The following is a 19,197-nucleotide window of genomic DNA, read 5'->3' on the forward strand; positions in this document are numbered from 1 at the left end:
GAGACCGCGATGGTGCTCATATCCGAGGGCTCCTCGGGTGCTGGTCCCGATCTTGCCGAGAAAGGAATGAGGGAGTGGTCGGCGGGTGAGTAGCGCGAGAGTGGCGTTGGTGACGGGTGCGGCACGCGGAATCGGCGCCGCGGTGGTGCGGCGACTGGCCCGGGCGGGCTGGCGTGTCGTGGCCGTGGACCGGTGCGCCGACGATCCGCGAGTCGAGTACCCGTTGGCAACGCGGGAGCAGCTCGCCGACCTCGCTGGGGAGTACCCCGGCGCGGTGGTCGACGTCGTCGCCGATGTGCAGGACCTCGAAGCTCTCCGAGAAGCGGTCGCGCTGGCAGAGGAGCGATTCGGCGGGCTCGACGCGGCGGTCGGCGCGGCCGCGCTGATGGCGGGCGGTACGCCGTTCTGGGAAGCCGACGGATCGGAGTGGGATGCCCTGTTCTCGGTCGGTGTCGTGGGTGTGGCGAACCTGGCACGCACCGCGGTGCCCGCGCTGCTGCGGCGCCCGGAACCGCGGACGGGCCGATTCGTGGCGCTGGCCTCGGCCGCCGCGCACCGCGGACTGTGGCGACTGACCTCGTACAACGCTGCCAAGCACGCCGTGACCGGACTGGTCCGCGGTCTGGCCACGGATCTACGCGGTACCGGGGTCTGCGCGACAGCCGTCTCTCCCGGCTCCACGCGTACGGACATGCTCGACGCCACGGCCGACCTCTACCAACTGCCCGATGTCGACGAGTTCGCCCGGCATCAGCTGACCGAACGTCTGCTCGAGCCCGACGAGGTGGCCGCAGCGGTGTGCTTTCTGTGCTCACCGGATGCCTCCGCGATCACGGGCACCGTCGTGCACGCCGATGGCGGGTTCACCGCATGAGCGCTCAGGTAGCTTCCGATGATCGGTCCGGTACCGGCGAACCGCTTCTGCTCGGGGCACGGCTGATCCCGGACCAATCGGTGCGCCGGTTGGCGCACGGTCGAGTGCTGCTCGGCGGGTCGCCGCTGCGTCTGCTCCGGCTCGGAGCCGACGGTGCGCGTCTGTTCGATCACTGGGTACGGGGCGAACCGGTCGGCACGAGCGCGCAGGAACACCGGTTGGCGCGTCGCTTGATCAGTACCGGATTGGTCCACCCCGAACCATCCGCAGCCGCGTTCGGCCCCGTCGACGTCACCCTGGTGACGCCGGTCAAGGACAATCCCACCGGAGTGCATCGCCTGCTGGCCGCTACCGGAGAGCTCGCCGACCGCATCGTCGTCGACGACGGATCGGCCGAACCGGTGCCGGGAGCCGCGCTGCGTCACGAAGAACCGGCCGGACCCGCAGTTGCCCGTAACTCCGGCTGGCGGCTCGCCCACACCGAGTTCGTCGCATTTCTGGACTCCGACGCCGTACCGGAGCCAGGATGGCTGGAGAGGATATTGCCGCAGTTCGCCGACCCGGCAGTGGCGGCCGTCGCCCCCAGGATTCGCAGCATTCCCGGCACCACTGCCGTAGCACGCTACGAAGCAGAACGGTCCAGTTTGGACCTCGGTTCCCGTCCCGCAGTGGTTCGGCCCATGAGCCGCATCAGCTACGTGCCCAGTGCCGCACTGGTGGTGCGCCGCAGCGCTCTGTCCGGTATGGATGGGTTCGACGCGAATTTGCGCTTCGGTGAGGACGTCGACCTCGTGTGGCGGCTCATCGAACGTGGCGGCACGGTGCGCTACCAGCCGGATGCGGTGGTCCGGCACGATCCGCGCCCGAACCTGCCCTCCTGGCTGCGGCAACGTTTCGACTACGGCAGCTCGGCGGCGCCGCTGTCCGTACGGCATCCCCGCTTGCTCAGCTGCGCGAGGATGTCCCGCTGGAGCGCGGCCACGTGGGCACTTCTCGTCTCCGGTCGCCCTGCGCCCGCCTTGGCGGTGGCCACGGTGACCGCGGCCCTGCTGCCGCGCAAACTCCGTGACCGGGGTGTCCCGGCCACGGAAGCGCTACGGTTGGCCGGGACGGGCCACCTGGGTGCCGGACGACTCCTCGCCGAAGCCACCCGGCGCGCCTGGTGGCCACTCGTGCTCGCTGCCTGTCTGTTCAGCAGGCGAGCACGTATGATGGCGACGGCCGCGCTGCTGCCCTGTGTCCTCGACGCCGCAGGCAAGGGCGGCGGTTGGCTTGCTCTCCGGATTCTCGATGACCTGGCCTACGGAGCCGGAGTGTGGGCAGGATGCGCACGCGAACGCACGATCACCCCGCTCCAGCCACAGCTCACGGGGAGTTCGCTACGGTGAACCATCGGCTCGATGCCCTGCGGTGGCCACAGGTCGACCAGCGAGTGGCTTTGCTGGCGATCCCTCTCGGGGCCACCGAGCAGCACGGCCTGCACCTGCCGCTGGGCACCGATACAGCGATTGCCACCGCGCTGTGCGATCGGCTCGCCGACGAGGTCGGCGATGTCCTGGTCGCGCCCGCCGTGCCCTACGGATCCAGTGGTGAACATGCGGAGTTTCCCGGCACGCTGTCCCTCGGGCAGGAGGCGCTGGAACTGTTGCTGGTCGAACTGGTGCGTTCCGCCGACCACTTCGCCGGGGTGGTTCTGGTCAATGGGCACGGCGGTAACCGGGGACCGTTGATCCGGGCGGTCCGCCTGCTCCGTTCCGAGGGACGGCACATACTGGCGTGGTCCCCGTCCGGACCGTCGAACGACAGTCACGCCGGAGGCACCGAAACCTCGGCCATGCTGCAACTACGCCCCGGTGACGTGGATGTGAAGCAGGCAGAAAGAGGTAACACGGCACCGCTTCCCGACCTGATCGAGCCGCTGCGAACCGGCGGCGTCCGAAGTGTCAGCGCCAACGGCGTCCTCGGTGATCCCACCCACGCCAGTGCAGCAGAAGGCCGACGCATCCTGAACGACTGGGCGGCCTCGTTGATCGATGCCGTTCTCACCTGGGAAACGACACTCTCCAGGCGCTCGACACCGTCTTGATCAAGCTGCACCTGCGGCAGGGATCGCTGTGCTGTCGAGCTGACGTTCGCGGTATGCGGCATTTCGGATTCCCCGCTTGGTCGGCACACCGAGTTCTGCAGAGCAGAACGACGAACATTTGGTAGACACCTGTCTAGTATTCGTGGCAAGCTCGAATCAACCGACTTGCGATGGTCGTTGACGACCGTCGACACGCTCGACGAGGAGCTCGCATGCAGTTTCAGGACAAGATTGCCTTCGTGACGGGTGCGGCATCCGGTATGGGACTGGCCACCGCCCGGCGACTCGCCGAACAGGGCGCCACCGTCTACGGCGCCGACCTCTCCGGCGAGGCACTGGCACAGGAGTTCGCCCGGTTACCGCATGCCCATCCCGTCCCCCTCGACATCGCCGACGCCGATGCCGTGCGTGCGGCGTTCGCCGAGATCGAAGCCCGGCAGGACCGGCTTGACGTGCTCGTCAACGCCGCTGGTGTCAACGCGCCCGATCAGGCCGCGTTGGAGGAACTCAACACCGCCAACTACGAGGGCTTCCTCGCTGCTCAGCGCGGCGAGTCCTACCACCCGGAGTTTTTCGAGAAGATCTCCGACGAGGACTTCGACCGCACCATGCGGATCAACCTCTATGGTTCCTTCCACACGATCCGCTCCGCCGTGCCGCTGCTGAAGAAAACCGGTGGCGGGGCTATCGTCAACTTCTCCAGTGCCGCGGCCCTGATGTCGGTGGCGATGCCCGCCTACTATCCGGCCTCCAAGGCGGCGATCCTCGGGCTGACGCGGGAAGCCGCCACCGAACTGGCCCCCTTCAACATCCGGGTGAACGCCCTGGCGCCCGGGGCGGTCGACACTCCGCTGTTCCGCCAGAACGATCCGGAATTCAGCGAGTTCCTGGTGGGTATGCAGCCCATCAAGCGTCCCGCCACCCCTGAGGAGGTCGCGAGCACGGTGACGTTCCTGGCCGGCGACGAGGGTGCCTACTACACGGGCCAGACCTTCTCGCCCTCCGGCGGTTTGGTCATGCAGTAGGCCCGCGCCGATCGAGCGCACCCGTTTCCCGACCACCGGAGAGGACAGTCATGGCAGCAGACGTCGACCGGAAGGCCCTGGCACGGCTCACCGCCGAAATCGGCGGTGACATCGAGCGCGGCGACTACGACGGGGTCACCATCATCCTGGCCAGGCACGGCGAGGTCGTCCTGCGGGAAACGCTCGGCTACGCCGAGCGCGCGACGCAGCGCCCGCTACAGCCCGACGACATCTTCCGCGTGCTGTCGCTGAGCAAGGCGTTCACCAACGCGCTGGTCCACCAAGCGCTCGGGGAGGGCGAGCTGGCGCTGTCGACCCGCGTGGTCGAGCTTATCCCGGAATTCCTCGGCGAGGATCCCTTTCGGACACTGCGCAAGGACCGGATCAATGTCGGACACCTGCTCACGCACCGCTCCGGGATGCCCGCCACCCCGACCCCGGGGTTGCCGCCGGAGAAGTTCGGCAACCTCGCCGACGTCATCGCCGCCCTCGGCGGTATCGACGTCGTCAACGAGCCGGGCACGAACCTCAACTACAGCCCATCCATCAACCACGCCCTGCTCGGCGAGATGGTGCGCCGCGTCTACGGCTACGACTCCTTCCGCAACCTGGCCCACGACCGCCTGTTCGGCCCCCTGGGCATGGCCGACACGCGTTTCGGCGCCCCGAGCGCGTGGGCCGACAAACTCGTGCCGCTCAAGGCCTATCTGCAGCAGGGTGGATTCCTGGGACCGGAGGACATCGAGTGCCTCAACACCTGCATCACCGAGGACGCCGAACTGCCGTGGGTGGGCTCGGTCAGCACCGCCGATGATGTGTTCACCTTCGCCGAGATGCTCCGCCGTCGTGGCGAGCACGACGGCGAACAGCTCATCGCCCCGGCCGTGCTCGACGTGGCCACCACCGTGCAGACCGGGGACATGCCCAACGATCTCTACGCCTCGATCGCGGCGATGCGCGGCTGGGAAACCCCGCCCGGCAACTTCGGCCTGGGCTTCTCCCTGAGCGGCACCGGCACGCATCCGTCCTTCTTCGGTCCGTTCACCAGCCCCCGCACGTACGGCAACTACGGGGCGGGATCCTCGCTGTTCTGGGTCGATCCCGAGCGGGACATGACACTGGTGTTCGTGTCCGCGGGCGTGCTGGACGAGGGCGACAACGTCGCCCGGTTCCAGAAGATCTCCACCATGGCCGTCGCGGCCGCGCTTTGAGCGACGGCCCCACCAGCAGGAGGTGACGATGACATCGCAGCCGAGCACCGGCCGCTGCCCCGTCGCGCACGGTTTCGACGCCATGAGCGACGACTACTACCACGATCCGGCCCGGCACCTTGCGAAGGCCCGCGAGGAGCACCCGGTTTTCTCCTACCATTACCTGGGCGCCTGGATCGTCACCCGTCGCGAGGACGCCGAGACGGTACTCGGGGACTGGCAGGCCTTTTCCAGTGCGGCCAACAGCGCCACCATCGACGTGCCGGAGCGCTACCGCGAGATCATGCCCCCCGAGCTCATCTCGCAGATGTTGGTCGGTTCCGACCCGCCCACCCATACGGCGCACCGGTCGGTGGCTCAGCGGGGCTTCACCAAGGACCGGATGCAGGCCCTGCAGCCGGAGATCGAAGCGCGCGCCCACCGCATCATCGACAAGTTCGAAACCCGCGGCACAGGCGAGCTCGTGCAGGACTTCTGCCTTGAGCTCACCACGCAGACGATCATGGCGCATCTCGGGTTGAGCTATCAGGACGACCCCATGATGCGCCAACTGCGCGACGACTTCTTCCGCGTGCTCGCCAGCGCGCAGGAACCACTCGAAGAACCCGAGCGCAGCGAGGTCTGGGACCGATTCATCGAGGCCAACCTCCATCTGCGCGCCATCGTCGACGAGCGCCGGGACAACCCGGGTGAAGACCTCATCTCCGACATGGCTTCGGTCCGCGACAAGGACGGCACCCCCACGCTGAGCACCGCGCAGATCACCCTGCACCTGGCGGAGTTCGCCGCGGCGGGCACGGACACCACCGCGCAGGCGATGGCCAATGCCGTGCTCTTTCTCGACGCCAACCCCGACACGCTCGCCGAGGCCATCGCCGATCCGCAACTGTGGCCGCGGGTGTTCGAGGAAACCGTGCGCCGCAGGCCGTCGTCGACGTTCGCCTCCCGCCAGGCACAGTGCGACGTGGAACTCGGCGGGGTGCACATCCAACGAGGCGAGATGATCTGGATCGCCCTGGCGAGCGCCAACACCGACCCCACCTGGGCCGACCGCCCGTTCGAATTCGATATCCACCGCCCCGACCCGGAAGGGCACCTGGCCTTCACCCAGGGGCGGCACACCTGCCTGGGGCAGTCCCTGGCCCGGGTGCAGGGCTCCACCGGGTTGCAGGTGCTCTTCGATCGGTTGCCCTCGCTGCGTCCCGAGCCGGATTTCGAACTGGACTTCGTGCGCATGGCCCTGCTGCCGGTGCGGCGCAGCCTGCCGGTGATCTGGGATCCGGCCGATGTCGAGCGGCAACGCAACCGCGTGATGCGTCAGCGGGAGCTCGAGATCGTCGAGCGCCGCACCGAGTCCGGCGATGTCGTGTCCCTGACGCTGGCCCATCCCGACGGAGATCCGCTTCCACAATGGGCACCCGGCGCGCACATCGATGTGCACACCCCGGAAGGGCCGGTACGGCAGTACTCGCTGTGTTCCTCACCGGAACGCACGGATCGCTGGCGCATCGGTGTGCTGGCCGAACGCGACAGTCGCGGTGGCTCCCGATCCCTGCACGAATCCGCCACCGAGGGATCGACACTCACGATCGGGTGGCCGCGCAACAACTTCCCGCTGCGCGAATCCCCCCGCTACCTGTTCGTCGCCGGCGGCATCGGCATCACCCCGATCCTGCCCATGATCGAACAGGCTGAGACACAGGGCGCCGACTGGCAGTTGCTCTACGGTGGGCGTTCCCGCTCCTCGATGGCGTTTCTCGGTGAACTCGCCCGATACGGCGATCGCGTCACGGTGCGCCCGGAGGACGAATACGGGCTGCTCGACCTGGACGGGTGGTTCGGTGCACCGGCCGAGAGCACGCTCCTGTACTGCTGCGGCCCGGAACCGCTGTTGCAGGCCGCCGAACGTGCCTCGGCGCACTGGCCCGCGGGCGCGCTGCACGTCGAGCGTTTCTCCCCGAAGACGATCGTGCGCACCGAACCGGACGAGGAATTCGAGGTCGAATTCACCGAGTCCGGCATCACCGCCACGGTCCCGGCGGGGCGCACGATCCTCGAGGTGGCCGAGGAAGCAGGGGTGACCGCTCTGTCGTCCTGCAAGGAGGGAACCTGCGGCACCTGCGAGACACCGATCCGGGCCGGGCGCGCCGACCACCGCGACTCGATCCTGACCGGAACCGAGCAGGGGGCCAACACCTCGATGATGATCTGCGTGTCCCGCGCGGAGAAAGGATGCCCGAAGCTGAAGCTCGAACGGTGACGGCTCGGCTCGCTCTGCTCAGCGCTGCTCCGGTGGGGCGTTGAGCAGAGCGAGCCAGTTCTCCGCCAGCGCGCGCTGCACCTCGCCGTAGAACTCGTCGTGCCCGCGCAGCAGCAGGAAGTAGTAGGTTCGGTCAAGGGCCATCATCGTGATCAGCACGTGGGCCAGTGCCCGACTGCGTTCCTCCCCGAACCGCGCCCGGACGTTGTCCATCGCCTTCGCGGCCCGCCGCAGCATCCCGAACCACTCGTCGGCCACCGCGGGTTCGTGGGCCAGGGCCTGCTGGATGGCCGCGAAGTCCACGCTGTAGGCACGCCAGAACTCGGCGTGCTCCTCGAGCCAGGCGACGACGTCGTCGACATCGGCACCGACCAGCTCGTCGAGCGTGCGGTACGCGGCGATGATCTCCGGCTCGATGGTGTGCATGATGTCGGTGACGAGCTCGGCCTTGGAACGGAAGTGCAGGTAGAACGTCGCGCGGCTCACCCCGGCGGCACGGGCGATGGCCTCGGTGCCGGTCCCCGGATACCCCTGCTCGGCGAACAACGTGCGAGCCGAGGTCACGAGGCGCTCCCGCGTCTCCTGCCGCCTGCGCTCGTGCGCCGTGCCCTGCCGCCCCAAGGGACCTCCTCGCCTCGATGTCCACCGGACAACCTACCGAAACCGCATCGGCGCGGGCCGACATCCCCGCAGGCGCCGAGATCGTCGGTCCTGGCTGCGGTGGGGGAGGCGCAGCATGCTCACGATGCTGCCGCTCGCTGCTGCAGCGGCCTCGTACACAGCAACTCCTGCAGGACCGCCGGCCCGTCGAGGGTGAGTACGGATTCCGGATGGAACCGTACCCCCGCGGTGGTGGGTCCACGCAGGGCGAGCACGTCACCGGAGTTCATGCGCACGTGCGCTTCGGGGCCGGCCCCCACGAGAGTGCGTCCGGTGTGGCCGTTCGAGGAACCGGTGTGGACCACAAATGTCCAGTAGGCACCGCGTTCGCCGGTGAGCAGTTGTCGGAACAACGCCAGCGCGGTGGCCGGTGTGTGCTCGTCCAGCCGGGCCGTGTAGTCACGGCGGATCACGAAGTTGGCGCCCTCGCCCGAGGCGATCTCGTCGTGCACGATCTGCTCGATGATCGACTCGTAGGTGTCGTCGTCGAGGTCGAAGCCACCGTCGTGCAGTGCCACTGCCCGTTGCGGCAGAGCTGTGAGCAGCTCTTCGCGTGGCACCCGATAGCTTTCGGTGACGCGCAGCACCCGGAGTTCGGTCGCGTCGTCGTGGCAGTCGAACCCGCGTTCGCGGATCTGGCGGAACAGTACGAGGGAGAGCGCGTCGTGTCCTGCCCGGCGACCTTGCCAACCTCGGCCAGCGCTGCCACGCCATCGCCGCCGCCGGGGCACGGATCGAGCAGCCTTCCTCCGCCTTGCGAGGCATCACCTGGCCACCTGCTCCCCGAGATATCCAACGCCCTACTGCCGGAGCCTCTTCCAACAGGCTCACAGGGACCGGAAACCGGCCATCGCGATACGGCTCGGGTCCGAGCCCGCGTCCAGGTCCCAGACCTGGTGGTCCGGCACGGTCGTTTCCGGCGTTTCCGTGGCCAGGATCGCGACTCCGGGGTAGTTCGCCAACAGTTGCAGGAGCATCGCGCGGCCGTCGGTGTCGAGTTGGTCGTCGATGTGGTCGAGGACCAGCAGCGGAGGTTCCTCGTAGAGCGCTCGGGCCAGTTGCAGGCGCGCAATGTCGGGGAGTGACAGGGGTTCACCGCCTCGCCGTAGTTTCGTCCGTTCGCTATCGGGCAAGGTAGCCACGCGCTGGTCGAGTCCGACGGCGCGCAGTACGGGCTCGATCGGGCGTTTCGAATTGGGGTTGCGGTAGCGCACTGCTCTGGCGATGGTGCCGCGTTCGAGGGCGAGCCCGCGGGCGGCGTAACCGACCTGGCGCCGTCGCTTCGCCGGGGGCTGGTCGGCCAGCTCGCGTCCTGTGACCCGCACCCACGCCTTGGCTTGGGCGTCGACCCCGGCCAGGAGCCCGACCACGGCATCGATGCGTTCCGGGTGACGGCTGTGCAGGAGCACTCTGGCGCCCGGAGCGGCGACCAGCCCGGGCGCATCGACGTGCCCGATGTGGAGGTCGGAGACATGGACCTCGGTACCCGACGCCCGGCTTTTGACGTGGTCGGTACGTGCTGACTTCGTGCGCTGCCGCCGGTGCTGCGCGGCTTCGGCACCTTGTGTGAGGGCGGGCGCGAGGATGCGCCGTGCCGCCAGGTACGACTGGCGGTACTCCATGACCCGACCGAGGTCGTGGATCGGCGTGGACATCATTCCCACGATGGTGATCGCGGTGGCGATCGTCGCGGGATCGACGGCGAACCAGGAACCAGCGGTGACCACGCAGAGGGTCGAGACCGCCGCGGTGGCCGCGGCGGTGCCGCGCAAGTACCCGGCGATCCGCGCATGGTGGACCGCAGCCGAGCAGACGCGCATGCTGAGCTGGTCGATCTTCTTGAGTTCACGGTGGACGCCGCCACCAGCACGGATCGACGAGCCCGCCGCAACGGTGTCACTGACGTGGGAGGCCAGCCGACCGCGTTGCTTGCGTACTCTTCGAGCCCGCGTGAGCGCCGGTCGGGCAAGGAGCGCGAGAACAGCGCAGAGGACGAGGATCGGACAGAGCACCACCAGCGCCAGAGTTCGGTGCAGAACAGCCAGCACCACAAGTACGCCGACGAGCAACGGGACACCCCCGGCCATGGGGGCGATGCCCCAGGCTATCCAGTTCCGGATGGCCGAGAGGTCGTTGGTAGTGCGGGCGATGGTGGTTCCGAGGGACGGCCCGCGCGCCCCGGCGAGACTGGAGGCGATGAGCCCAGCCCGCATCTCGTGCACGTAGTCCTGCCCGAGCTTTTCGGCGAGAACCCGTTCCAAGATGCGGACCAGCCCCATACCCAGCGCAGCAGGCAGCAGGATGCCGAGAGCCGTCCATCGGTGGTGGCTGCTCCCTGCTTGCATCAAGTGCGGCATGGTCACCGCAGTGACCCCGGCCAGCGCTGCCTGTGCCACACCGGTGGAGACGAGCACGGCGAGCAGGGCGCGTCGGTTGCCGGAGAGGAGTCTCGGCATCGACTCCGAGGTCGTGCGATCCGTACGGCTCACAGCACTGCTCGCAGAGTTTCGGGGTCGGCGAGTTCGAAGGTGTTGATCACGGGGACGTCCAACACCTCCTGCGCTTCTCGCGTGGCCAGCGGTGCCGAGGTGAGGGTGCCGCTGACGGCTGAGACGGGGAGGCCGTGGTTTCGCAGCAGTGCCACTCCAGCGGTGGCGCCGAGCGCCCCGGAGGCTGCGAACACGATCTGATCGACGGACTGCGAGAAGACCGGATCGGCCAGCAAACGGTCGGTTTCGGTCTGGTACAGACCGTCGGCGATCTCGATGACGATCACATCGGGTTCCGGGGTCGACAGCTCCTCGATGAGAGATACGAGGATCGACCGCACCTCATCGGAGCCGAGGCGAAAGGTGGAGGGAAAACCGAAGTCGGTGAAGTCGAGGACCTTCGCGGCCCCGGCATCGGTGAAACCGTGCGGATCGCCTCCGGCGCCGGTACCGGTCGCTTTGCCGGCCGAAACCCGCAGACCGGATTGTCCCAGCCCACGGACAAGGGAGTTGACCGTTGCCGACTTGCCCGCGTTCATCGAGGTGCCGAGCACTCCGATGACCTTGGGCCGACCTTGCGGAACGGACCCTGTCACTTTCTCGGGACTTCTGGGCCGGGGGTGGCGCGGTGCCAACCGCCGGAGGGTGACGACGCCGTGCGTGTCCGCGAGCAAGCCCATCGGGTGTACGACCGTCGGATCCTTGATGTTTTCGTGCTTCGTGACCACGAGCCCGGACAGTCCGCCGGCGGCGATGAGGTGAACGGGACGCAGGTCGCTGGGTACTTCAGCCTCGAACTGGTCGGGCGCGTAGCGGTGTCCGTAGGCGAGCAGCACTTCGTCGCCCGCGAACAGGGTCTGGCGACGACCCGCCGGGCTTTCCAGTTTGGTGTGCATCCCGATCTCGTCGATGAGCGCGAGCACGACGTCGCCCGGTTGCGGAACCACACTCGGCCCGCTGAGCAGCTTGTAGCCGGAAGGGTCAATGTCGAGGCGGGTGGCGAGATGGCGGGTGGTGTATGCCTTCTTCGCGCTGCGCAACCGATGGGGAACGAGGTCTTCACGATGTGTCAGTGCATCGATCTCGTGGATCGTGTTCGGTGTGGTGGTTTCGTCCCGGCCTGCTGAGGTGAGCATCGTGGCGCTTCTCTTTCCGTTGAACGATTCGCGGCGAAGCCGGCGGCGACGTCCGCATGTCCTACGGGAGAGAAGTTAGTGAGCCCTCATGATGTGATCATGGGAGTCGGATGAATGGATCTTCAGCTTGTTTGACCTGGGGGTACCTGGTGGGTCTTGTCGTGTCTCAGGGGAACAGCTCGCCCAGCGACTTCCGGGCGAGCCGGACCCCCGAACCGGCCCGGGAGCAGGAACGTACGCGCCGTGTCACTGCTGCAGCGCCACGCCCTGGTTTCCGTCGGTGCTCGGTTCTGTCGCGGGATTCGTCCGGGTGTTCCGGTATGCGGTCAATCCCCCGTCGACGCGCAGGTCGGTCCCGTTGACCCACCTGGCTTCGTCCCGGGTCAGGAAGACGAGGACGCGGGCGATGTCCTCCGACTCGCCGAACCGCCCCAGAAGCTCGCCCGCCCCTTCGACCTTGTCCGCCCCGTGATCGCGCTTGAAGTCATCGAGGATCGGCGTGGCCACGGGCCCCGGACTCACCGAGTTGACCCGAATGCGGCGAGGCAGCCCTTCTGCGGCGAAGTGTTCCGTGAGCAGCCGTACGCATTCCTTGGAGAAGCGGTAGGAGTCGTCGATGGCCTCTTCGCCGGAGGCGATCGTGTCCAGGGCTGCTTCGGGATCGTCGGCCAGGGCGAACTGCCGCAGCGCGTCGATGTTGCGCTGCCATCCGTCGGCAACGACGGAGGAGAGGTTGATGATGACCCCGCTCTCGGTGATGAGCGGCATCAGCGTGCGGGTGATTTCCCGGAGACCGACGACATTGACACCGAGAACCGTGCGCCAAGGGGCCGTTCCGGGAACACCGGCAATGTTGGCCAGACCGGAGATGCCTTCGGGCGCGGCGTCGTGTACTCGGGCGGCAGCGGTACGGGCCCCCTCCGGTGTGGCGAGGTCCGCCTGGATGAAGGTCCCGGGGAAGGAGGTCGCCACCGTGCGGTCGACACCGATCAGCCGGTGCCCGGACTCGGTGAGCAATCGGCAGGTGGCCGCGCCGATGCCGGAAGCCGCCCCCGTCACCACCATGGGAAGGTTCTTGTCGATCGTCACTGTTCTGGCCGCTTTCCCTTCGTATCCGGCCTTTCGTGCCCGGTCCCGGCCTGGGTGAGGTGGCCGGTTGCGTTCCCGCTCGCCGACCATGCCAAGCCGACCTCCATGGTCCATTCGGAAGTGAGCGGAAGGCAGCAGGGTTTCCAATGGCTGGAAAGAGCGTGCGTGGTCTGCGCCTGCTTCCCCGATGCTGGTTGAGTACGTGCTGCGCGGATCGCTCCGTATCACCTTGAAGGGGGATGGATGACCCAGGACACCTACGAGGTGCACGATCCGGCCACTCTCGAGGTGGTCGGTCGAGCACCTGTCCATGGTGAGCAGGATGTGCGGGAGGCCATCGCCGCGGCGCAGGGAGCTGCCCGCGCATGGGCCGCGGATCGGGAGGCCCGCCGAGACGCTCTCCGTGAGTGTGCCGCGCTCGTCCGGGAGAACGAGACCGAGCTCGGGCGCCTGATGTCCCGGGAACAGGGAAAGGTACTTGCCGAAGCCGTGGCGGAGTTCCGGGTCGGGGCCGGACTCATGGACTACTTCGCGGATCTGGCCTGGGACGAGGTGGAAAAGCTTCCCGATCGTGCCGACCGGGCGCTGGAGGTTCATTACCGTCCGGTCGGTGTCGTCGGCGCCATCATCCCGTGGAACTTTCCGATCTCCCTGCTGTGCGTCAAGCTGGCCCCCGCGCTCACGGCCGGCTGCACTGTCATCGCGAAACCGTCTCCGTCGACACCGCTGTCCACCATCGCGCTGATCGACCTCATGAACCGGGTGCTGCCCGCGGGAGTGTTGCAGTACCGGACAGGACCCGGGCGCGAGGTCAATGTCGCCCTGAGCGCGCTTCCCGGTGTCCGCAAGATCTCGTTCACCGGGTCCACGGAAGTCGGCACCTCGATCGCTGCCCAGGCGGCCGCCACCGTCAAGCGGGTCACTCTGGAATTGGGCGGCAACGACCCGGCCCTGGTGCTCGACGATGCCGATATCGGTACCGTCGCCCACGGCATTGCCGCCTCTGCGTTCCGCAACGCCGGGCAGGTCTGCATGGCCGTCAAGCAGGTCTTCGTTCCCCGGCACAGGCAGTCCGAGCTGGTCGAAGCGCTCTCCGAGGCCGTCTCGCAGCATGTGCTCGGCCACGGTGTCGAGTTCGGCACCACGATGGGTCCGTTGCACAACGAGGCACAGCGCAACCTCGTTCAGGGGCTCGTCGATCAGGCTGTCGCGGCGGGGGCGCGCATCGCCGCGGGCGGAGGCCGGGGATGCGAATTACCGGGCCACTTCATGGAACCCACGGTCGTCGCCGACGCCCGGATCGGTATGGATCTCGTCGACCGGGAACAGTTCGGCAATGCGCTGCCGATCGTCGCCTACGACTCTCTCGAGGACACGATCGACGGTCTCAACGTCCAGGAATTCGGGCTCGGTGCCTCCGTCTGGTCCGCCGACCTGGAGCGGGCGCACACAGTGGCGGCGAGCATCGAAGCAGGCACTGTCTGGATCAACCAGCACACCCAGGTGGAGCCCGATGCTCCCTTCGGTGGCTGGAAGTCTTCCGGCCTCGGTCGCGAACGTGGCCGCTGGGGGCTGGAGGAATACCTCGAATTGCGCACCGTCAACACTCGCCCACACATCCGAAACGCCTAGACCCGCCTGCTTGTGCGCCATCGTTGACTCGAGAGGACGGAATTGTTGACCGGACACACCGCCACCCGTGGTGGCATGGAACTGATCACGCTGGGAGTTGCCGCCGGTCCTGCCATTCGTGGCCGGGAGAACGGGATCAGCAGCGCCGTCGTCGTCGACGACGTTTTCTACATCGTCGATTTCGGCCTGGGATGCACCCGCGCCGCTTACGAGGCGAGCCTCGAAGGTAGGCAGTTCCGTGCGGGCTTCATCACGCACCTGCACTCGGACCACATCACGGAGCTTCCCGGATTCCTGCTGTGGAATTGGGGGGAACCGGTGAACGGTTTCACCGAGAGGGTCCGCATCCTCGGCCCCGGCCAGGACCCGGACGATGTCGCGGCCGGGCGGAAACTGGCGGGAACCGCCGGGCTGGTCTCCGCCACCTTCGAGGCATTCTCCTACGACACCGCTATCCGGGTGACCGATGAGGCCCGCCCGCCGCTGGAGGAGATCGTCCACGTCACCGAGCTCGACGAGCCTGCCAAGGGCTCTGCGGCCGCGGGTGAACCGTTCGACGTCTACGAGGACGACAGGATCACGGTATCGGCGATCCTGGTTGACCATCCCCCGGTGTATCCCGCATTGGCCTACCGGGTCACCTCCGACTACGGCTCCATCACCTTCTCCGGCGATACGGCCGAATGCGGCAATCTGGTGAAGCTCGCGCGCGGCACCGATGTCCTGGTTCACGAGGCGGTGAACTTGGACTTCTACCGAGGTAAGGGATTCGATCCCACCTTCATCGCACACCAGGCCTGCTCGCACACCACACCTGCGGGAGCGGGACGGGTTGCTGCGGCTGCGGGAGCGGGACGTCTCGTCCTGTCCCACCTGGCAGGTGCCGCGGAGGCGGACTACTGGTCCTCCCGGGCACGCACGGAGTTCGACGGGCCCGTCGACGTCGCCTCGAGCGGGGCACGGTTCACGCTCTCCCGGCAGGCCGTCCCCGCCGTGCCGGAATGACGGCTCTCAGCGGCCGGTCTCCGTTCGCTCGTGGTCGAAACCGGAAGCGAACCGCACTTGCCGAGCAATACCCCGCGCGGCGGTCTGCAGGACGGGCACGATGGCGTTCGGTTTGGGTTGGGCGTCCACGATCACAACGCCGAGTGCTGCGATGACGTGCCCGTCGGTGCTGGTGACCGGCACCGCGACCCCGCTTGTTCTCTCGGCGGATTCTTCGGCCGTCGTCGCGAAACCGGACTCCCGTACCTGTGCGAGTTCTCGGAGAACCTGCGCGCGGTCGGTGACCGTGCGGGAAGTGAACCGTTCCGGGTTTTCCAGAGCACGAACGATCGTCTGTTGCGGTGCATGGGTGAGCAGGACCTTGCCCGCGGCACTGGCGTGCAAGCCCATCCGGTCGCCTACGCGGTGGACTGCCGGGCCCGGGCGGGTTCCGGAGATTCGCTCCAGCAGCAGGGCCTTGGTCCCGTCGAGCACGAACAGATTGACGACGTGGTGGGTGAGGAACAGGACGTCGTGCATGAACGGAGCTGCGACCTCCGCCAGGTCCTGACGCACCGGTGACAGCCGTCCCAGGGACCACAGCTTGTGCCCGATCCGGTACCGCCCGTCGATCCGCACCAGCGCTCCCCAGGTCACCAGCTCCTTGATCAGCCGGTGGCAGGTGGCGAACGGAAGCCCCGAACGGCGGGCGATGTCGCTGAGCGAGAGAGCGTAGTGCTCGGTATCGAAAGCCTCGAGGACGCTCAGGACACGAGCAGCGACGGACTTCGGGTGTGCCCCGGTGCCGTCCGCGTCGGAGCGGGCGAGACCGGGGCTTGTCTCGCCGGTCATGAATCCTGCACCCGTACCATGCGACAAGTATGACAACCGAGCCGGGAAATCCTGCGACGTCGATGCCGTGAATCACAGGTGACCAGGTTCCCGGGTGGGACCACGAGCACGGTAACGGGATCAGCCTGCGTCGAGACCCAGCCGGGCCCGGTCTCGCTGCTGGTTGATGAACAGCATCGACAGCACCCCCACGGCCAGCAGAAGCAGAGCCGTGATCAGGAAGGCGTTGGCGAAGCCCTGCGCCTCGGTCACGGCCGAGCCGATCAGGAACCCGGCGACCGCGGGAGCGAACAGGCCGCCGCTGGTGAACAGGGCGTTGGTCACCTGCAGCAGCGCACCGCGCTGCGCGATCGAGGTCATCTCGGCCGCCACCAGGTAGGTCGCGGCGAACAGCGCCGGGGCCGTGCCGAACCCGAGGGCGAAGGCGATGGTGCGCAGGGTCTCGTTCGTCACGAGCACACCGAGCAGCAAGAACGCGCCGGCGAACACGGTGGCCGAGGACAGGACGATTCCCCGGGAGATGCGTGTCCGCACCCCTCGTTTGTCGAGGTACTGGGTGATCCAGCTCAGCCCCACGGTGGCGATCGTCCCCCAAATGGCCGGTAGCGCGATCACGGAACCGGCTTGCTGCGTGCTGTAGCCCATCACTTCCTCGTAGTAGGCGGGCAGCCACGACGTAGCGATGGCGAAGGTCCAGTAACCCATGAACGAGCACAACATGGCCAACACCCAGGAGGGAGTGAGGATGGAGCGAAGGTAGGGCACCTTCCGATCCACGGCAGCGGCCGGAACCTCTGCAGGCGGTGCCGTGCCCTCGATGTCGTGCTCGACCTGCATCGAGGTGTAGGGGCCTTCTTTGGCCAGCACCAGCCAGAACCCGGCCCACACGACTCCGATCAGCGCGAGGAAGATGAAGGTCGCCTGCCAGCCGAACTCCGCGGCCACCCAGGCCAGGACGGGGGCGAACACGACGATGCCCAGTGTCACCCCGGAGGCACCGACCGCCGCCGGGGTCGCAGACCTGTGGCGGGGAAACCACTTGTAGATGGAATGCATCAGGATGGGCGCCAGCGGGCCTTCGCCTGCCCCCAGCAGGATGCGGCTGAACCACAGGGCAGGCAGCGAGGCGAAAACGAAGATCGGTACCTGGGCCACCGACCAGATCAGGCACAGGGCCAGCAGAATCCACTTGGAGCTGACCCGGTTCGCGATCGGGGCGGCCACGAACTGGGCGACGCCGAAGAGCAGGAAGACCGCACTACTGACCAGTCCGAACTGCTCGGGTGTGATCTGCAGATCCCGCATCAGGGGAGCGGCGACGATGCCGAGAATGGCTTTGTCGGCCCAGTTGATCATCATCAGGAACAGCAGCATGATCGCCATCAGCCACCCGTAGGCATTGCGCTTCTTGGGTGCCCAATAGCGGGGATTCGCCCGGTCCGGTACCGGTGGTGCCGGTGCGGCGGAGAGCTGTTTCGTCACTGAATCCTCCAGAGCGAGGAACGAGCCGGGGCGTGAACTGCCACGGTGGTGGGGAAAGGGCCGGAATCGGTGGGCGACCGAAGGCGTGCGAAGGCTCAGTGGACCCGGCCTGCCGGGTGTGCGGCGCGCTCGGGTGAAGGCGAGCGCGCCGGATTGACGTACCGCGGTGCGGAAGCGAGGAAGCTCCGGTCAGGAGCGGGGTACGACCTTGACCGGGATGGACTCGAATCCCCGAAGCGAGTTGTGCACGATCGGCACCGGTTCACCCGCGGGTTCGATCCGCTCCACACGTGTTGCCAGCGCCTTCAGCACCAACTCCATCTCGAGGCGGGCGATGGGCTGCCCGACGCACTGGTGCAGCCCCATCCCGAACGCGACGTGCCCGGAGGCTCGGCGCTCGATGTCGTAGTCATCGGCGTTGTCGTGCCACTGACGCGGATCGCGGTTGGCGGCACCGGTGAGCAGGAGGATCTTCGAGTTCGCCGGGATGTCGACACCGCCGAGTGTGCCGGCCGCCGTGGTGGTCCGGTGGAACTTCTGGAAGGGGGATTCCAGGCGGAGGGCCTCGTCGACGGCGAACTTGGCCAGTGCCGGGTTGTCGCGCAGCGTCGCCCACGCCTGCGGAGACTGCGAGAGGCATTTGAGTGTGTTGCCGATACCGAAGACCGTCGTGTCCACGCCGGCGGACAGCAGGGCCCGGACGAGCAACGTGGCCTGCTCGGGAGTGAGCATCCCGTCGTGAACTCGGTCCCAGATGCGAGCCCCGAAGCCGGTGCTGTCGAGGTTTTCCCGGGCGCAGTTCTGCATGATCGCCGCGCTGTGCTCGTCGGCGTTGGCGAAAGCTCGATCGAGGATCTCGTTTTTCGGGCCGAAGGCATTGAACACCATGTTCCCGTAGGGCAGGAGGTGCTCGCGGCCGTCTTCCGGAATCCCCACGGCGTCGGGAAAGACCCGCAGCGGGTACTTCTCGGCCAGGTCCTTGACGACGTCGAACTCCCCACGGGTCACGAGTTCGTCGGCGAGCTCCTCGGCCGGGGGCGTGAACGGTTCCCGCAGGGCCCGCACCGTGGAGGGATTGATGACCCCGGTGAGAGCACGTCGCATGACGGTATGGGTGGGCGGGTCCGACTCGAGGATGCTCGGCGGGCGCCACCCCTCGTCCTCGCGGATGTCGTGGGGCCCGAGCCCGCCGGAGGAGCAGTAGGTCTCGAAGTCGGTGAGGACCTCGTAGACCTCCTCGAATCCCGCGACGGCGTAGACGCCGTACTTCTCCAGCCAGGTCACGGGCCCGTTCTCCCGGAGCCGCGTCAGCATCGGATACGGGTCCGTGATGTTGGCGACCGAGAACGGGTCATCCGGTAGCGAGGTGACGTCCGCAGTGGGGGAGGGGGTCATGTGAACAGACTCCTTGTGCTCT

At 67.4% G+C, this 19,197-nt stretch carries 16 protein-coding genes; 8 read left to right on the forward strand and 8 right to left on the reverse strand.

All coding sequences use genetic code 11. From position 1 onward, the window contains the following. Positions 1–85 precede the first annotated feature (85 nt). The 6 genes from JOF55_RS20660 to JOF55_RS20685 all read left to right on the forward strand — a co-directional run bounded on the left by JOF55_RS20660 (position 86) and on the right by JOF55_RS20685 (position 7,456). Positions 86–874, forward strand: coding sequence for a mycofactocin-coupled SDR family oxidoreductase (locus JOF55_RS20660; RefSeq protein ID WP_310276966.1), 789 nt, complete (start codon positions 86–88; stop codon positions 872–874). Further along, positions 871–2,262: a mycofactocin biosynthesis glycosyltransferase MftF gene (mftF, locus tag JOF55_RS20665; RefSeq protein ID WP_310276969.1), complete on the forward strand. Its 1,392-nt coding sequence runs from the start codon at positions 871–873 to the stop codon at positions 2,260–2,262. Before JOF55_RS20660 ends, mftF begins: the two co-directional genes overlap by 4 nt. Further along, positions 2,259–2,960, forward strand: a complete 702-nt coding sequence (mftE, locus tag JOF55_RS20670) for a mycofactocin biosynthesis peptidyl-dipeptidase MftE (RefSeq protein ID WP_310276972.1) — start codon at positions 2,259–2,261, stop codon at positions 2,958–2,960. The genes mftF and mftE overlap by 4 nt, the downstream gene beginning before the upstream one ends. Positions 2,961–3,172: 212 nt before the next feature. Then, on the forward strand, positions 3,173–3,985 hold the full coding sequence (locus tag JOF55_RS20675) for an SDR family NAD(P)-dependent oxidoreductase (protein WP_310276974.1): 813 nt from the start codon (positions 3,173–3,175) through the stop codon (positions 3,983–3,985). 50 nt (positions 3,986–4,035) lie between these two features. After that, a complete protein-coding gene (locus JOF55_RS20680) occupies positions 4,036–5,196 on the forward strand; it encodes a serine hydrolase domain-containing protein (RefSeq protein WP_310276976.1) in 1,161 nt (386 codons plus the stop codon). A 28-nt stretch (positions 5,197–5,224) separates the two neighbouring features. Continuing rightward, positions 5,225–7,456: a cytochrome P450 gene (locus JOF55_RS20685; RefSeq protein ID WP_310276979.1), complete on the forward strand. Its 2,232-nt coding sequence runs from the start codon at positions 5,225–5,227 to the stop codon at positions 7,454–7,456. An 18-nt stretch (positions 7,457–7,474) separates the two neighbouring features. Here JOF55_RS20685 and JOF55_RS20690 read toward each other — a convergent pair whose 3' ends face one another. The 5 genes from JOF55_RS20690 to JOF55_RS20710 all read right to left on the reverse strand — a co-directional run bounded on the left by JOF55_RS20690 (position 7,475) and on the right by JOF55_RS20710 (position 12,830). Continuing rightward, complete coding sequence (locus JOF55_RS20690) at positions 7,475–8,077, reverse strand: TetR/AcrR family transcriptional regulator (RefSeq protein ID WP_310276983.1); 603 nt, start codon at positions 8,075–8,077, stop codon at positions 7,475–7,477. A gap of 119 nt (positions 8,078–8,196) precedes the next feature. Further along, positions 8,197–8,847, reverse strand: a complete 651-nt coding sequence (locus JOF55_RS20695) for a hypothetical protein (RefSeq protein ID WP_310276986.1) — start codon at positions 8,845–8,847, stop codon at positions 8,197–8,199. A 96-nt stretch (positions 8,848–8,943) separates the two neighbouring features. Continuing rightward, positions 8,944–10,605, reverse strand: coding sequence for an ABC transporter transmembrane domain-containing protein (locus JOF55_RS20700; RefSeq protein WP_310276988.1), 1,662 nt, complete (start codon positions 10,603–10,605; stop codon positions 8,944–8,946). After that, a complete protein-coding gene (locus JOF55_RS20705) occupies positions 10,602–11,741 on the reverse strand; it encodes a hypothetical protein (RefSeq protein WP_310276991.1) in 1,140 nt (379 codons plus the stop codon). Before JOF55_RS20705 ends, JOF55_RS20700 begins: the two co-directional genes overlap by 4 nt. Before the next feature lie 246 nt (positions 11,742–11,987). Beyond that, positions 11,988–12,830, reverse strand: a complete 843-nt coding sequence (locus JOF55_RS20710; protein WP_310276994.1) for an SDR family oxidoreductase — start codon at positions 12,828–12,830, stop codon at positions 11,988–11,990. A gap of 243 nt (positions 12,831–13,073) precedes the next feature. On the opposite strand from JOF55_RS20710, the gene JOF55_RS20715 reads away from it, so the two are divergent. Together JOF55_RS20715 and JOF55_RS20720 are read left to right on the forward strand one after the other, a co-directional pair. Further along, positions 13,074–14,462, forward strand: a complete 1,389-nt coding sequence (locus JOF55_RS20715) for an aldehyde dehydrogenase family protein (RefSeq protein WP_310276996.1) — start codon at positions 13,074–13,076, stop codon at positions 14,460–14,462. A gap of 45 nt (positions 14,463–14,507) precedes the next feature. Beyond that, positions 14,508–15,467 carry an MBL fold metallo-hydrolase gene (locus JOF55_RS20720; protein WP_310276999.1) on the forward strand — a complete coding sequence of 320 codons (960 nt, stop codon included), beginning with the start codon at positions 14,508–14,510 and terminating at the stop codon, positions 15,465–15,467. 6 nt (positions 15,468–15,473) lie between these two features. Here JOF55_RS20720 and JOF55_RS20725 read toward each other — a convergent pair whose 3' ends face one another. From JOF55_RS20725 to JOF55_RS20735, 3 genes are all read right to left on the reverse strand, one after another. Then, positions 15,474–16,298, reverse strand: a complete 825-nt coding sequence (locus JOF55_RS20725; RefSeq protein ID WP_310277002.1) for an IclR family transcriptional regulator — start codon at positions 16,296–16,298, stop codon at positions 15,474–15,476. A gap of 120 nt (positions 16,299–16,418) precedes the next feature. Further along, the gene (locus JOF55_RS20730) at positions 16,419–17,780 is read right to left on the reverse strand and encodes an MFS transporter (RefSeq protein ID WP_310277005.1); all 1,362 of its coding nucleotides are present in this window, start codon (positions 17,778–17,780) and stop codon (positions 16,419–16,421) included. A 189-nt stretch (positions 17,781–17,969) separates the two neighbouring features. Continuing rightward, positions 17,970–19,175, reverse strand: coding sequence for a cytochrome P450 (locus JOF55_RS20735; RefSeq protein WP_310277007.1), 1,206 nt, complete (start codon positions 19,173–19,175; stop codon positions 17,970–17,972). Positions 19,176–19,197 lie beyond the last annotated feature (22 nt).

The sequence above is a fragment of the Haloactinomyces albus genome (assembly GCF_031458135.1).
In the GTDB taxonomy this organism is placed as follows: domain Bacteria; phylum Actinomycetota; class Actinomycetes; order Mycobacteriales; family Pseudonocardiaceae; genus Haloactinomyces; species Haloactinomyces albus.